The organism is Actinoplanes sp. NPDC049265, from assembly GCF_043197135.1.
In the GTDB taxonomy this organism is placed as follows: Bacteria; Actinomycetota; Actinomycetes; order Mycobacteriales; family Micromonosporaceae; genus Actinoplanes.
In genome coordinates this window covers 1-13,477 of the sequence record NZ_JBICSP010000047.1, presented here as the reverse complement: position 1 = coordinate 13,477, position 13,477 = coordinate 1, and the positions used below count along the sequence as shown (strand labels likewise).

The 13,477-nt window shown below is 63.8% G+C and carries 11 protein-coding genes and 1 pseudogene; 7 read left to right on the top strand and 5 right to left on the bottom strand.

All coding sequences use genetic code 11. The annotated features are described in order from the left end of the window. Nucleotides 1-40 precede the first annotated feature (40 nt). Complete coding sequence (locus tag ACGFIO_RS44115) at nt 41-418, bottom strand: NUDIX hydrolase (protein ID WP_392837232.1); 378 nt, start codon at nt 416-418, stop codon at nt 41-43. A gap of 809 nt (nt 419-1,227) precedes the next feature. Here ACGFIO_RS44115 and ACGFIO_RS44110 point away from each other — a divergent pair. The 3 genes from ACGFIO_RS44110 (at nt 1,228) to ACGFIO_RS44100 (ending at nt 4,738) form a co-directional block, all read left to right on the top strand. Further along, nucleotides 1,228-1,770 (top strand): hypothetical protein, encoded by a 543-nt coding sequence (locus tag ACGFIO_RS44110; RefSeq protein WP_392837230.1) that lies wholly within the window; start codon nt 1,228-1,230, stop codon nt 1,768-1,770. 374 nt (nt 1,771-2,144) lie between these two features. Continuing rightward, complete coding sequence (locus ACGFIO_RS44105; RefSeq protein WP_392837228.1) at nt 2,145-2,714, top strand: hypothetical protein; 570 nt, start codon at nt 2,145-2,147, stop codon at nt 2,712-2,714. Nucleotides 2,715-2,716: 2 nt separating this feature from the next. Then, nucleotides 2,717-4,738, top strand: coding sequence for a hypothetical protein (locus tag ACGFIO_RS44100; RefSeq protein WP_392837226.1), 2,022 nt, complete (start codon nt 2,717-2,719; stop codon nt 4,736-4,738). 102 nt (nt 4,739-4,840) lie between these two features. Here the strand turns inward: ACGFIO_RS44100 and ACGFIO_RS44095 are convergent, their stop codons facing one another. Then, the gene (locus ACGFIO_RS44095; RefSeq protein WP_392837224.1) at nt 4,841-5,116 is read right to left on the bottom strand and encodes a hypothetical protein; all 276 of its coding nucleotides are present in this window, start codon (nt 5,114-5,116) and stop codon (nt 4,841-4,843) included. Between the two features lie 378 nt (nt 5,117-5,494). Here ACGFIO_RS44095 and ACGFIO_RS44090 point away from each other — a divergent pair, with 378 nt between their 5' ends. The 4 genes and pseudogenes from ACGFIO_RS44090 to ACGFIO_RS44075 all read left to right on the top strand — a co-directional run. Further along, complete coding sequence (locus tag ACGFIO_RS44090) at nt 5,495-8,371, top strand: hypothetical protein (RefSeq protein ID WP_392837221.1); 2,877 nt, start codon at nt 5,495-5,497, stop codon at nt 8,369-8,371. Nucleotides 8,372-8,627: 256 nt separating this feature from the next. Then, nucleotides 8,628-9,086 carry a hypothetical protein gene (locus ACGFIO_RS44085; RefSeq protein WP_392837219.1) on the top strand — a complete coding sequence of 153 codons (459 nt, stop codon included), beginning with the start codon at nt 8,628-8,630 and terminating at the stop codon, nt 9,084-9,086. Next, nucleotides 9,083-10,117: a tyrosine-type recombinase/integrase gene (locus ACGFIO_RS44080; protein WP_392837217.1), complete on the top strand. Its 1,035-nt coding sequence runs from the start codon at nt 9,083-9,085 to the stop codon at nt 10,115-10,117. Before ACGFIO_RS44085 ends, ACGFIO_RS44080 begins: the two co-directional genes overlap by 4 nt. A 347-nt stretch (nt 10,118-10,464) precedes the next feature. Next, a pseudogene (locus ACGFIO_RS44075) lies at nt 10,465-10,668 on the top strand (DUF6082 family protein); the annotation flags it as partial. A 606-nt stretch (nt 10,669-11,274) separates the two neighbouring features. On the opposite strand, the gene ACGFIO_RS44070 reads toward ACGFIO_RS44075, so the two are convergent. From ACGFIO_RS44070 to ACGFIO_RS44060, 3 genes are all read right to left on the bottom strand, one after another. Beyond that, nucleotides 11,275-11,616, bottom strand: coding sequence for an Lsr2 family protein (locus ACGFIO_RS44070; RefSeq protein ID WP_392837215.1), 342 nt, complete (start codon nt 11,614-11,616; stop codon nt 11,275-11,277). Between the two features lie 243 nt (nt 11,617-11,859). Next, a complete protein-coding gene (locus tag ACGFIO_RS44065) occupies nt 11,860-12,936 on the bottom strand; it encodes a tyrosine-type recombinase/integrase (protein WP_392837214.1) in 1,077 nt (358 codons plus the stop codon). Then, a complete protein-coding gene (locus ACGFIO_RS44060) occupies nt 12,933-13,262 on the bottom strand; it encodes a hypothetical protein (protein ID WP_392837212.1) in 330 nt (109 codons plus the stop codon). The genes ACGFIO_RS44065 and ACGFIO_RS44060 overlap by 4 nt, the downstream gene beginning before the upstream one ends. Between the last annotated feature and the right edge of the window lie 215 nt (nt 13,263-13,477).

Below are 13,477 nucleotides of genomic sequence, written 5' to 3'. Positions count from 1 at the left end.
GGTCGATTGCTTGTCTTACCGGGAGCCTCACCCCGCCCAGCTATCGACTCCCTCGCCCTGCCCCCACCTGAACGAACCCAGATGAAAAGTGCTCATAGGTCGTGACGGCCGCCCGCTCACACCAGGCCACATCCGCGATCTCTTCTGGAGCTGCAACCTGCGCTGTACCACCAACGAACTCGCAGGCGACGTAAACCATCGTTCGGTCGGTGTCAGGGTGGACCCGCCGTCCTAAAACCCGGGCGGCTCGTACTGCAACGCCGGTCTCCTCCAGGACTTCTCGGACCGCCGCTGCGTCGGCGGCCTCACCGAGATCGACCTTTCCGGCTGGGAACTGCCACGAGAGTCGGCTTCTGACACTCGCCGCCGGACCAGCAGGATGCGGCCACCGTTGAGGACGACGCCCGCAGCTACCCAGGACTTCTCACTCACGTATCGACGATAGGTGCGGTGCTGGCCGCACCGGATCCCTCGCTCGTAGGTCCTGGGCGATCCAGCTGCCGTCGTCCGTGGATGTCTTTGACCTCAGGAAAGTCGTCCGCCCTGGCTAGTCGTGGCGGTGCCCATGCGGACCGGAGGCTGTCGAAGCTTCTGAGATTCGCTCAGAGCCCCGAGCCATTCTTCGAGATCGTCAGGTCGCCGGGCGATTTCCAACTGACGACTACCAGCTCGATCCAACATTCTCGGCGTGCTGCTCCGTGGACTCTCTCGATGGGCACAAGTCTCTTCTTGGACCTCAACGGTTCACAACTAAGCGATAAACGCAGCTCCCGCGAAGATCGCCCCCACGGCCGTCGCGCTGCCGAGCTCGGTAGCCGTTGTAAACAACGTAAGCGCGGCGCCCGCCGCGAAGCGCGCCGTTATGTATAGGCGTGCGACGCGTTGTGTACCCAGGCCGGATCGATAGCGGCGATGAGGTCCCCGCTTGAAGATGTGATCATCTTGGAAGCTCCGATCCGAAGGTCGACATCCCATCTGAGCCGTGACCAGCGGCGGACCGGTTGTGCGATCTTGCTTGTGGTTGATTTGTCGTAGGGCTGGCCCACACTGGACACTGCCGGCGCACGACCAAGTTCGTACGGCACCGCTCCAGAGCAGACCATGTACCCAAGGTGTGCATTCGGTTACGATCCGGGGTGGTGCCGTTCGGTCAGGTCCTTGACCGAACACGCCCACTTGGTCGAACAGCCAGAAGTCCACTGCGTCAGGGCGGAGCATCTTGTGGTCGTGAGGGAGCAGTGGGATGGAGGCGAGTGGGAAGTCCACTGCTGCGCACTTCTGGGGATCAAACATGGCGATGATGTTCAGATCATTCCCGCCCGGGTCGACGGAGACGGTGGACTGGAGGCGTACCGCCTTGATGACGGCATTGTCTATCAATGTTACGCCCCAGAAGACTCTTACACGGTCGCCTCTCAAACCGATTCACAAAAAGGGAAAATACGCGACGACATCGCCAAGCTGGTTACCAAGCCAGCCGAAACGATGAAGCTTTTAGGAGCAGACTACAAGATAAGAAGATGGGTACTCCTGACACCAGAATATGACGACAAAGAGCTGATCAAATACGCTCGCTACAAGAGCAAAAAGATCAGGGATTTGAATCCACGGCCGCCATGGTGTCACGATGACTTTCAAATCATCATTTCCAATGACAGCGAGCTTTTCGCCGCCCAGCTAGCTACAATGAACGGCATGTCGGCCGGATCCATTCGTGTACACGTCCCAGATCCGCCAGCAGCCGAAGTTGAGTTCCATGCAAAGCCTTAGCAAGGGTTGAGGCAGAAGCTTTCGGAACATCCACGCCTCGCTGACAATCCGGACCTACTCGACGAGTATTGCGAAGATACCTTGTACGAATACGTATACGGAAAGAAGCAGCTGGAAGTCCTACAAGGTCGATATGGACTTGCCTACGAGACCATTCTGAGGCGAGCGAGGGCAACGTTTCGGACGGTGAAGAAAGTCGCCGCGACCGGTGGTGCCGGTTCATCGCCAGATCTCGCCCAGCTTGTCGATCAGCTGGCCGCTAGTTTCTTACGAGACGTTCCCGCAATGTCACCAATTGCGTGCGATGAGCTCGCGAAGCACTACATAGCCTTCTGGCTGATCGAATGTCCGTTGAGGCTTAAGGACTCAGTGGCATGACCGAGCAACCCATCGCGAACGCCAATGTCGGTTCAACTCGGACATCCGGCAGCCTGTCACGCAGGGCAGGGCGAAAAGACTGGCAGGCCTTAAGCGGGCGTGGTTTGTCGATCCAGGCGGTGCCGATGCCGCTGCCCGGCAAAGAGCGAGCTGCATGGAGGGTGACCGCTCTTGCACTTTGCCTAGCGGGCTGTCGCGGTCAATCAGCAACAGTTGAACAACTTCACGTCCTTTCTTGGGCACTTCGTGATGTAAGCAATGGCGCTCGGCTTTTGGAAGCGTGGGACGCTCATGACCCTACAGTTAGCTTGCGCGCGTGGGACACAGCGCTCGATGACACCCTGAAGCTCGCCCAGGCCGCCGGCCTCGTCGATGCTCAACCAAATGGTCGACGGAAGCTCACCGATCTCGGAAAAACTCTCGTCGCTGCCGTCAGAAATAGTGACGACCTCATGATCGAGGAACAGCAGCTCCTTGCCGGGTTGGGTCAGATCAGCGAGATAGCCATGTGGCGACGTTTGGGCACGCCACCTAAGGCTCCTAGACGCACCGATGGAGAGAAATAACCATGAGCATGCAAATTTCCTCGGTCGCGCTCACCGTCGTCACATCGGACGGAATCGCCGAATATAGAGCCCGAATTGGGCCAGGCTTTAATGTTCTAAATGCCGCAAACAGCTGGGGCAAGTCGACGCTATTGCAGGCAATTGTCTATGCCCTTGGTCTGGAAGGATCTCAGTCTGCTAGCCGCAGATCGCCGTTGGGTCCTGCGATGACGACTGTCGTTGAGACATCAGTCGGTCGGTACGCAGTAGTGGAATCATACGTGACGCTTACGGTCGTGAATGGTGCAGGACAATATTTAAAAGTTAGGCGTTGGGGGCTGAGTCCGGACGTTAAACGTGATCTCCTCCAGGTATGGCGAGCAGACACGGAACTTGCCCTTGACCATGCGTCCCAAGTAGACATGTTCGTGCGCGAGTCCGGTTCCACTACGAGCCGTGCTGGATTTCATCGACTCCTAGCAGAATTTCTGGGGTGGACACTCCCACTGGTGCCGAACTTCTCCGGTGGAGTGACCCGGTTGTACCTAGAAGTTCTATTTCCTCTGTTCTATATTGAACAGAAATTCGGATGGTCCGGGATCGCTCCGCGAATACCTACTCACTACGGCATTCGGGAACCACTAAGAAGAGGCGTTGAATACGTTCTGGGTCTGAACACCCTCGCTCGCTTGCGCGATATTGAAGCACTTAAAGATGAGGAAGCCTCACTCTCTCGGGACTGGGGAGTGCTGGTCAATCGGGCTTTGGTGGCGGCTCAAACCGAGAATTTCCGCCTAGTTGGTCTCGGCGAGAAGCCCTCAAGTGCGGCTCAAAGGCGTGCTGCTTCCCTGGAGGTCAATGTCGCCGGTGAGTGGATTGCGATTTCGGCGGCCGAAGAACGGTGGAGACATCGCCTCGGAGAATTGAGAACCGGGAGCGACAATGCTGGCGAACGAACCGCTCAGACCAGAGCGGAGCTTGCTCAGGCTGAGCGAGAACTGCAACGTCTCGGCGCGGTCGCGAGAAACTTACGTGAGCAGGTTGAGCTATCCCGTGGTGATCAAGACGCTATTGCAATGCGCCTCAAGGGCGTTGAAGAGGATAAAAAGAAACTTGGAGACGTTAAGCGAATCGAACGGCTTGGCGGCGAATTGGAACTCCCGCTCCTTGCCGAGGGCCGCTGTCCCACTTGTTCTCAAGAGGTTGACGTACGCGAAGTCGTAACTGAAAGTGTGAGTTCGGTAGACGAAAACATTGCACTCCTTGATGCAGAACGGGTGACTCTGCTCTCCATGCAGGGCTCCGCGACGCAGCGATTAGAGGAACTTGCGAGATCCGCAAGGGCTGCGGACGCTGCCATGTCTGAGGCTCGCGACAGAGTCCGACTTCTCCGCGATGAGCTTATTGGGCCGTCCAACGCACCGAGCCTTGCCGACGTCCAAGAACGCCTCTCAATTGACGGTCGATTGCGTGCAGCGAAGCGCGTACGGGAACTCGTTGCAGTAATAGACGAAGAATTGGACGAACTCGCGATCAGCTTGGACGAGGTTCGAGCAAAGAGAATCGCACTCGGCACTGGTGTCGCGGATAAAGATGATCAGGCGACACTCCTCAGATTTCGGACTAGCTTTCAAGAACAGCTGATTGAATACAACCTTCGTAGCCTCTCGCCTGAGTCTGTCACAATCGACGAGAGAACGCTTCTCCCGGTTAACGATGGGTTCGAGCTTACTTTTGACGTTGCGATGGGAATGAGCGCATCTGACACGATCCGGACAAAGTGGGCCTATTACACTGCGCTTCTTGAGGCAGCTACTCAGCCCGGCGCGCATCACCTGGGCTTACTTATGCTTGACGAGCCACGTCAGCAGGAGACAGACAGGGCCAGCCTGGCGGCGTTTCTTCGTCGGCTGAGGCGTGACAGCAGCTCGGCGCAAATTATCTACGCCACGAGCGAAGACTCGGAAGTACTGAGCAGCCTTCTAACTGATGTACCGCACACACTCCTGCCAGCCGCAGGTCCCCACCTCATTGATTTCCGCTAGCGGGTTCTATAACCGCCTTAGCCATCCCGTCACCATCGACCCGCGTCTCCAACTAGTACCACCGTAAGCGTTCAACCGACACCGCCGAGGGTTCGTCGCTATTCAATTCTTCCGCCCGACGTCGCTCAGTTCGGGTGCCGGGATACCACCGGCCCAGCTGCCGGCCAAAATCATCTCGATCTGACGCGACGCATATCCCCAGTCAAGCAGCATCGAGCGAACGTCAGCAGACGTGCAGGCCAGCATCCCGAAAATCTCGTCATCGGCCGGCAATAGATGCACGTCCTCGATTCCAAAGAGCTCTCCACCAAACCTTATCCCCACTTCCGTGCCAGCTGGCAAGCTTGCAATCCGCTCCAGCAATTCCTCTCGCAGCATGAGAATCCTTTCGCCCGGTCTTCCTCGGCGAAATTCTGTTGGAGAGGTCACCCAACGGGCACCCCCTCTGCTCGGACGTCCCGCGACATCTCCGCGTCCCACTATCAACTCGCCTTCTCGCGCCGCCCTCGCACCACGATGCCCTTGGCGCTGCCATAGAGGACGATGAACCTTGGCACCAGGCCCTACACCGTCCTCTTGAGCCGCACTAGCATGGCCGGTGAGGCAACCCGCAGTCAGCCAGCTTGGTTCGTTTGTACCGGCTTGTCACCAGCACGACGAGGTGAACCTTAAGCTCCGCTAGGGCGGTGGGCCCCGCCGAGCGTGTCGCTCCGCTCCACCCGGGTGAGTGACCACGGTTACCGCTAGAATCATCCCGTGCCACGCAGTTACTCACAGCTAACGCTGAAGCTCCTGTTCGGCACGGCGGGTCACTGCGCATACCCCGGGTGTTCGAGCCCGATCATTTTCGAGGACCGAGGCCTGCTGACACCGACGGCGCAGATCGCGCATATCCGGTCCGAGTCGCCCAAGGGACCGCGCCACGACCCGACATATACGGACGACATAAACGGCTTCGAGAATCTGCTTCTCCTCTGCGGCGTGCATCACCCACCGGTCGACCAGCATGACTCGGCCTACTCGATCGAGGAACTGCTGGAGTGGAAGGAGCAGCAAAAGCGCCAGGGCGAACGCCATGTGCGCGACGCTGAGCTCGCGGCAATCGAGCGGCGGCTTAACGGCGTTCCGCCGGTCACGCCGGACGCGGTGCTACGCGGCCCGATCGCTCACCTGGGCGAGGCCGAGCGGCTCCAGCAGGCGGAAGAGCGTCTGGCTGAGTCTCCCCCGGAGGCGGCCGCCCTGTTCGCCGAGGTCGCGTCCAGACTCGAAACGACCCCCTTCGCACGACACGCGATCCTCCTCCGGACCCGCCAGTGCGCGGCCCTTGAATCCGGCGGAGACTTCGAGACCGCCGCCGCGCTCCGCCTCGCCCTGGGATGGGACCTCCACGCCTCCGGAAACTCATTCGGTGTGGCCGAGCACGTACGCGCGCTGAACAGCAATCGCCAGCATCTGTCCGCGTCGATCATTCGTTCAACCGGCGCGCTTTCCTACGTGGCCGCGTTCGGTTACGAGCATTCCGTGGAGATCGATGACGTCGCCTCTGCCCTTGACAAGCTCCAAAGCACCGATCCGAAGTACCTCGAATGCGCGCTGGTTCTGGCGGAACAATGCATCGTGTGGCGGCGGACTGATCTCCTGGCTGCTCGGATGGAAAGATTGCGCGACGCAGCCCTGACTACCCCTCTCGACGATCACCACCTGACGATCCGCGCACGCATCCTGATGTGCCTCGCCGAAGCAGCCAGCGACTGGAGTGAGCTCGACGACGCGAGGCGGCACTACCCACCAAACGCCGTCGCGTGGATCGCCGCTCGTCATGCACGGCATCTGGCCATCAAGGGGCATACGCAGGAAGCACTGCGGCGCTGGCAAGACGCGATCGACGTGGCGGTCCAAGCGGGACTCAACGACTCGGCGGCGTCCTGGCTGTACGCCACGGTCTGGGTCCGGAGGCGGAACTACGGTCCGCAGGAGGAGGCGGGTGACACTCACCTGCTCGCGCAGGCGCTGAAGGCAGGTGGCAGCGGCTCGGTCATCCCGGAGCCGCAGCCCTACGCCTCACGTGCGACGTCCAACATCCTCGACAAACGGTGGCCCGATGCGCGGCACAACCTCCACCAGCACCTCTCGTACGCGGTACTGGGTGCCGATTGGCAGGAAGAGTTCCTTGCGCACGAGCGGTTCGGCGACCTGTACGCGGAAACCAGACAATGGACCGAAGCTATCAGGCATTACATTTTCGGTGGCTACCGGCAGAAGCTGAAGGCCTTGGTCGGCCGGTTGCCCGACCAGCCGCTCGACTTCTATCCACCATCGGACGATCAGCCGGCATGGGAGCGTGCGGCGTCCTTCCACTTCGCGTCGGTGGCCGCCGAGCTCATTCCGGAGGAGACGGCCGGGCAGTGGGCGAGCGCTTCGTATCGCGAGCTCACCACCAAGGAGTTCTCACGTTCGCCCGACGACACGTGGGGGCCCGCCTTTGCAGCGTTCGCCGGATCCTGCGGAGCCGCATCGCTGGAAGAGGCGGAAGGATTCCTGAATATGACGGAGGAATACCTCTCCGATTCGACGACCGACTCGTTCTTTGCGTTCTATGAGGAATACATCAAAGCGTTGGTTGCCATTGCCGAGACTCATCCTTCGCTGAGCGCCCAGGTGATGGATGCTTTGTGCGATGCCGTGCTGCTGAATAACCATATTGCCGCCTACGCGTCCGACAGAGGCGAGCTTCTCTTCCGTTCCGATCCGGAACGCGTTTCGGAGCGCCTGGCGACAGCGGCCTCGGAGGGAAACCGGCACGCCGCTCTCACGATCGTGCTCGCTGGCGGTGACGTCGGGAAGGCACTGGAGGTTGCTCGCTCCTCCTTCGAGCGTGACTCGCAGCCCTTCGAGTTCAACCCGGGTGTCACCACGTTCGGCACGGCACTGAAGGAAACGGCCCTCTTGACGCAAATCTTGGACGACGCCGATCGGGTCGCCTTCGCCGAGGCGATGCTGGCCCGGGTGGCCGAGGTGCGCGACGCCGCCGAGAATCGCTCCGACGCCCTCGGAGCGATTTTGTATCTCGGCCCCACCTTGCCGGTCGAGACGCGAAACGCAACATTCAACGCACTCATGAGCTTCGTCCGGGAGCCTACCGAAAGCGTGGTCGCGTTCGGGATCGACAACGGCCCGTTCGCCCGGTTCAAGGTCACTGGCAGCACCCCGCCGCTCGCGGCCCTTGCCCTCCGCGTCGCGGCGGTCCTGGCGACCACCCAGGAGCAGTTCACGCAGATTCAGGAGCTTGCTGTCTCCCTGATGGCTGGGGCCCGGGATACCGACTGGTTGCACATCGCGCACGCCCTGATTGCCCTCCCGGTCGAGGCCCTCCAGATCGACCTCCCAGTCTTCGCCGCGCATCCCAATAAGGCACCCCGAGCATTCGCCGCACGAGTATGGGTGCGCGCACCCAGCCAGTGGTCCGGCCTGGGCGTCAAGCTGGCCATGGACCCCGAGCCGGCCGTCAGATATGCGTTGGCCAGCTCCCTGACCGACAGCCCAGAGCACGACGACGTCCGGCGCTTGCTCCAAACCGACCACCGGAGGCTGATCGCCCGAACCGCACGAGCCCAGGCCGGCTTCCGGGCCTGACGGCGGAAATGATGCCCCCGGTCGGCGCCGGGAGCCGACCTTCCACCGTGAGGTGCAGTGCGAACGCGCCGTCCGACGATTACATTCGAGTCGGCAGCACGCGGGCGACGAGGGTGTGAATATCACTCGTGTTGGGCCTCGGACACAGAAAATCCGCATGGGTGCGTAGAAACCCGTGGTGGTGTTCAGAGATCTCTGAACACCTTTTCCTCCGCACAGGGCCGCATCACGCGGCCGGTCGGCGGGGGTGGTCCTCGTGAACCCTCCCGTCGTCGCACCTGTCATCCCCGCGAGTGATCCGGCGATCCATCCCGCTCGCGGCCCCCTTCAGGCGGCTCGCGGGCCGCTGCCCCTGGCCGACCTCGGCGCCCCCGTCATGGCCACGCCGATCGCCTACGCGCTGAGCGCGGTGGACCGCAGCGGCCGGATCGCCGACCGCGGCATCGTCCGCGCTCTCGGCTGGACGCCCCGCCAGCACCTCGATGTCCGCGTGTACCGCGGCACCGTGGTGGCCCGGCCGAAGGCCGGAGCGACCGGTCGGGTCGACCGGCGGGGGTTTTTGCTGCTGCCCCTGCCGGTGCGCCGACGGTGCGAGCTGCACCCTGGTGACCGGCTGCTGCTGGCGGCCGACCTGGACGCCGGGGTGCTGACCGGCTATCCCCTGCCGGTGCTCGGGCCGCTGCTGGCCGCGACACAGGCAGGGGGTGCGGCATGAGCGCGGCGCCACCGACCCCGGCCGAGGTGCAGGCGGCCCGGCTGCTGCTGGAACGGATGGGGATTACCGCCGAAGATCTGCTGCAGACCCCGGCGGTGCGGGCGGTGGCGCCGACGTTCGCGCAGTATGTGCCGGTGGTCGCGGCTGCGGTGTCGGCGGGGACGCGGCGGGCGTACGGGTCGTACTGGAACAAGGTCCTCGCGGTGTGGGGTGATCGGCGGATCGACGAGCCGGCGGCCTCGGAGATCGAGCGGTTGTGCCGTCAGGTGCAAGCCGACGTCGTGCCGCGCCGTAACGCCCGTGGCGGACGGTCGGCGGCCGAGCATCTGGTCGCGGCGTTGCGGTGTCTGTACAAACGGGCGCAGGCCGACGGGCTGATCGACGCGGCGGCCAATCCGGCGGCGAAGGTGGCCAAGCCGCGCCGGGTGCCCAGCACCCGGCGGGCGATCGCGGACACCCGGCTGGCTGAGATCAACGCGGTGGCCGCGCGGATCGGTGATGACCCTCAGTTGGACACCTTGTTGATCCGGCTGCACACCGAGACGGCGTGCCGCCGCGGCGGCGCGTTGAACCTGCGGCCGCGGGACCTGGACCCGGACCAGTGCCTGATCTTCCTGCGGGAGAAGGGCGGCACCTCGCGGTGGCAGCCGGTCTCCCCCACGTTGATGCGGCACCTACTGCAGCATCACGCCGAGCGCGGTAACGGGGACCGGGAGAGGCCGCTGTTGCGTTACCGCGACGGACGCCCACTCACCTCCCGGCGCTACGACCACCTCTGGGTGCGGATAGGCCGGGAACTGCCATGGGTACGGGCGCAGCAGATCAGCACCCACTGGCTGCGCCACACCACCCTGACCTGGGTCGAACGCCGGTTCGGCCAAGCCATCGCCCGCGCCTACGCCGGACACACCGACGAGCGCAGCGGGAGCAGCAGTTCCACGGCGGGTTATGTGCGGGCGACCGTGCCCGAGGTGGCCATGGCCTTGGCGGCCCTGACCGGCGAACCCCATCCCGCCGCCGCAAACGGCTGATCGGGATACCAGCCGCCGCGGCGGTGTTCCACGTCGTGAACCGCACCGGGAGCCGGGACCGCCTGGCCCCGGTGCGGTACGGACCGGCGATGGTCGCCTGTTGCCGTCCGGTTCGACAGGAGCATGGCGGCAAGTACTCCATGAGCGCCGCATCCCGCGCGGCTTGTGGGACCGTGGACTGTTCGTGATGCGTTAGGCGCTGTAGTGACTTTGCGGTGGGGTGTCGATGGGCAGGTCGGCGTCACGACGGCAACGCCGCCACGAGCTGATCAGATTGCCCTCGGCGACCCGGAGGTCCTGCAGATCCTGGAGCCGGAGGTAGCGCGAGCCCGACCGGACGGCTCGAGGTCTACGCGAATCTGTGGATGCACTGCTGGCTGGCCGCATGGGAACTCGGCGAGGTGGACGACGATGAGCTGCGGGAGTTGACCTCGATGATGTTCACCAACGCCCTGGCGTGGGAGTGGTGGCGCCGTTCGGGTGCTCGTGGATCGGCACGCAGACCCGGCGGCGGCAGCGGTTCATCGACTTGGTGTCTCAGGAGCAGCTGAAAGCCTCCCGCGCCGGCACATGGCCACTCCGCTGCGGTTGCCCCCGAGGACCCGTCGGCGGGTCGCGCGTGGGGTGCGGGACGTGTCGCTGGTCGCCGTGGGTGCGGCCGCCGCCAGCGCGGTGTGGCGGTGGCGGCGAACCGGCTGAGGTCAGCCGCATGGCTGATCGACGCGGCCGGCATTGACGGCGTCGACGAAGCTGATTCAGCTGTCGGCGGCGAAGTCCGGCACCGGCCCGGCCCGGCCGGATCTTTGGGGTCCCGCACGAGGTTCGGACCACCCGGGCCGACTGCCACCTCGACGCAGGCGCCGTTGGGAACCACTCGCCGGTCAGACCGAGGGGCCCGGATGAGCCCCAACGTGATGGAAGTTTTGTGCCGCCGGGTCAGCAGTTAGCCGGCCGTTGCACGGTGGCCGTCGGGCCGAGAATGCGACGGTGTCGCCAGGCTGCCATCTGCGCTTTCTGAGCCGGCGGCATCCGGGGCATGTGGTGACGGTGAGGGGCGGACAGAAACCGGTCGCATCGCCGACAGATCGGGCACGGTCGGCGTTGTTTGCTGGCCACCTGGCGAATCGCCGGTGACGAGCAGGATTATGGGTAGCTGCTCACTTGGCGCCGTGGAAGGCGTCGACCACGGCGCTCGGGATGCGGCCGCGTTCGGACACTTCGTAGCCGTTCTTGGCGGCCCATTCGCGGATGGCCTGGTTCTGGTCACGGTTCGTGCGAGCCGGCGCCGCTTGGCGGGCGCCGATCCGTCCGCTGCCTGCGGTGCGTCCGACGCGGGTGGCCTTGTCGAGGTAGGGGTCGAGGGCCTTACGGAGCTTGCCGGCGTTCTTGTCGGAAAGGTCGATGGTGTAATTGACACCGTCGAGCCCGAATTCGATGGTGCGGTCGGCGTCGCCGCCATCGAGGTCATCGGTCAGAACAGTAATGACTTGCTTGGCCACGGATACTCCTGAAACGTTCGGGTGCTGAGAGCAATCGGTGCGTGAACAATACCTCAGCAATAGCCGGAGTGTTGTCCGGCGTGAGAACAATTTCACCTGAAACATCGCCACGCAATGGATACGTGGCGCATCGTGATCACGTCACTCCGGTCCGGGGCCCGACCTTCCGATTGGTTCTGTGCGCGTATCAGCGGAGGTAGGCGCTGGCCATTACGCCGGCCGGCGCCTGCTTCATGAATGCGTTCAGGCGGCGAAGAGGACGGGGAGCGAGTGCGATGCGGCGGTCGTGCGGGAACCGGCGAGCGGGTGGGGTTCGCCGGTGAGAACGGCGACCGCCGCGGCGACCTCGTCGAGCTGGGCGTGCACGTAGGTGATCGTGGTGCCGATGTCGCGTTGCCCGCTGTGCCCGGCGAAGGCACGCGCGACGGCGTAGCTGAAGGTGCGTTCCACCCAGGTCAGCGTGGTGTAACGCAGCCAGTGGGTGGTGACCTGCTGGGTCGCGACCCACGGCAGGTGCAGGCCGAGCCGGCGCCACAGGGAGTCGTAGCGGCGGCGGGTCAGCCGGTTGCCGTTGCGGTAAAGCAGCAGTGGCCCGTGCTGATCGTTGTCGCCACGGCTGGCGTGGTGGTCCTGCAGGTATCGCATGAGGGTCGGCGAGACCGGCTGCCAGCGCGCGGTGCCGCCCTTCTCCCGCAGGGAGATCAGGCACTGGTCCGGGTCAAGGTCACGTGGCCGTAACCCGAGCGCGCCGGCGCGGCGGCAGGCCGTCTCCAGGTGCAGACGGATCAGGAGCCCGTCCAGGTCGCGATCATTGCCGGTCGTCGTCGCGACATGGACGACAGCGGCAAGCTGCTGTTCGGACAGGGCGTGGCGGGCGTTGGCGAGCCGCCGCGGTTTGGCGACCCGGGCCGCCGGGTTACCGGCCTCGTCGATCAGGCCGTCCAGCTCTGCATGTCGGTAGATGCATCGCATCGCCGAGATGAGGTGCTCCGCGGCGATACGCCCGCCGCGGGTGTTGCGGCGGATGATGGCCTCGTCGCGGATGTCCTCGGCGAGACGCTTGATGTCCGACGCAGTCGCTTCGGTGATGCGTCGGGCGCCCCAGCGGCGGCAGATCTTGCGAAAGTACGGCTGGTAGACGCGGCGACTGCCGGCCGATATCGCAGCGGTTACCTGCGGGACGTATTCGTCGAACGTCGGGATCTCCCGGATCGGCGACCCGGCGGCGGTGAGCAGTTGTTCGGGGCGTATACCGAGCTGGTCGAGCAGTGCGCGCACCATGGCGATCTGGTCGGTGGCGTGTGAAGGTGTCCTGGTCATGGGTCCTCCCCACGGTGAGTGGTGACGAAGTCGGCCACGATGGATGCCGGCATGATGATCAGTTCACCGGGCTCCCGGTGAGCCACGATCACCACGCGGTCGCCGGTGACCAGCTCGCAGATGCGCCGGATGTGCAGCGGCAGCCGCAAGTGGCCCCGCTTGGTGATGACCGTCCGGGTGTCAGCCCGTGCCGGCGGGGTGCGCGCGACGATGACGGGGCCGGCTCGGGTGTGCAGTGCGACCGTGTCGCCTGGCGACCAGCCGACATGGGTGACTGGTGTTTGATCGGCCAGACGTCCGTCGCGGTCGACCGTGGTGACCACCACGCGCGGGACAACGCGACAGACGCTGTCGCGCAAGACAGGTAGGGGCAGCCCTGCGCCTGTCAGTGGTGATGTGACGACTGACGGCTCGGCTGGTTCGGTGTCGGCGGGCGGGCGGGACATCACTGAGCGCTTTTCAACTGCCGTGGATCGGGTTCTCGATGTGGTGCAGGGCCAGGATGGCCTGCACGATGGCGGTGGCGCGGCGTGGGCAGCAG